Here is a 1,923-nt window from a genome sequence, read left to right as displayed (position 1 = left end):
ACACCATCCCCAGAAGAGACGGAAGCATTTGTGACAAAAGAATGATTGCACCCAGCCATCCAGACTGCAGGCATGCGTCCACCCGATTACACAACAGTGGCAGTGCCCTACACAGACACATCAACCACCAACACCCACAACCGTGGGCAACAAAAAACTCCTTAGAAAGGAGGTGATCCAGCCGCACCTTCCGGTACGGCTACCTTGTTACGACTTCGTCCCAATCGCCGATCCCACCTTCGACGGCTCCCTAACACGTTTGGGCCACCGGCTTCGGGTGTTACCAACTTTCATGACGTGACGGGCGGTGTGTACAAGGCCCGGGAACGTATTCACCGCAGCATTGCTGATCTGCGATTACTAGCGACTCCGACTTCATGGGGTCGAGTTGCAGACCCCAATCCGAACTAAGGCCAACTTTAAGCGATTAGCTCCACCTCACAGTGTCGCAACGCATTGTATCGACCATTGTAGCATGTGTGAAGCCCTGGACATAAGGGGCATGATGATTTGACGTCATCCCCACCTTCCTCCGAGTTAACCCCGGCAGTCTCTCATGAGTCCCCAACCAAATGCTGGCAACATAAGACAAGGGTTGCGCTCGTTGCGGGACTTAACCCAACATCTCACGACACGAGCTGACGACAACCATGCACCACCTGTATAAAGGCCACAAAGGGAAACGACATCTCTGCCGCGAACCTCAATATGTCAAGCCCAGGTAAGGTTCTTCGCGTTGCATCGAATTAATCCACATGCTCCGCCGCTTGTGCGGGCCCCCGTCAATTCCTTTGAGTTTTAGCCTTGCGGCCGTACTCCCCAGGCGGGGCGCTTAATGCGTTAGCTACGGCACAAAACCCGTGGAAGGGTCTCACACCTAGCGCCCACCGTTTACGGCATGGACTACCAGGGTATCTAATCCTGTTCGCTACCCATGCTTTCGCTCCTCAGCGTCAGTAACTGCCCAGTAACCTGCCTTCGCCATCGGTGTTCCTCCTGATATCTGCGCATTTCACCGCTACACCAGGAATTCCAGTTACCCCTACAGTACTCAAGCCTGCCCGTATCGCCTGCACGCCCGGAGTTAAGCCCCGGAATTTCACAGACGACGCGACAAACCACCTACGAGCTCTTTACGCCCAGTAATTCCGGACAACGCTCGCACCCTACGTATTACCGCGGCTGCTGGCACGTAGTTAGCCGGTGCTTCTTATCCAGGTACCGTCACAAAAACGCTTCGTCCCTGGCGAAAGGAGTTTACAACCCGAAGGCCGTCATCCCCCACGCGGCGTCGCTGCATCAGGCTTCCGCCCATTGTGCAATATTCCCCACTGCTGCCTCCCGTAGGAGTCTGGGCCGTATCTCAGTCCCAATGTGGCCGTCCACCCTCTCAGGCCGGCTACCCGTCGCCGCCTTGGTAGGCCATTACCCCACCAACAAGCTGATAGGCCGCGGGCTCATCCTACACCGAAAAAACTTTCCACCACACACACCAAAGTGCGGTCCTATCCGGTATTAGACCCAGTTTCCCAGGCTTATCCCGAAGTGCAGGGCAGATCACCCACGTGTTACTCACCCGTTCGCCACTCGAGTACTCCAGCAAGCTGGAGCCTTTCCGTTCGACTTGCATGTGTTAAGCACGCCGCCAGCGTTCGTCCTGAGCCAGGATCAAACTCTCCACAAAAAAGGCTCGTGAAAAGCCCAAACCTAACAAACAAAACCAACACACAACACACAACACAGTGCGCTGCATACTGACCAAAAAAGAATTACTACAAAGAAAAAATGAAAAATTCACAAAACATGAACAATCACATCAATGCAGCCAGAAAGAAACAATTATATTTCAATGACACCCCAACTGAAAGCGCCATCCGGCACACACCAACACAACCATCCACACAAATGCAAAAAGTACATTGG

At 53.6% G+C, this 1,923-nt stretch carries 1 rRNA gene; it reads right to left on the bottom strand.

Features of this window, described 5'->3' with window-relative positions:
• Window positions 1-165 precede the first annotated feature (165 nt).
• Window positions 166-1,684, bottom strand: a 16S ribosomal RNA gene (locus QQS52_RS11360).
• Window positions 1,685-1,923 lie beyond the last annotated feature (239 nt).

It is taken from the genome of Corynebacterium sp. 1103A (assembly GCF_055700955.1).
This window is presented reverse-complemented; position numbering and strand designations above follow the sequence as displayed.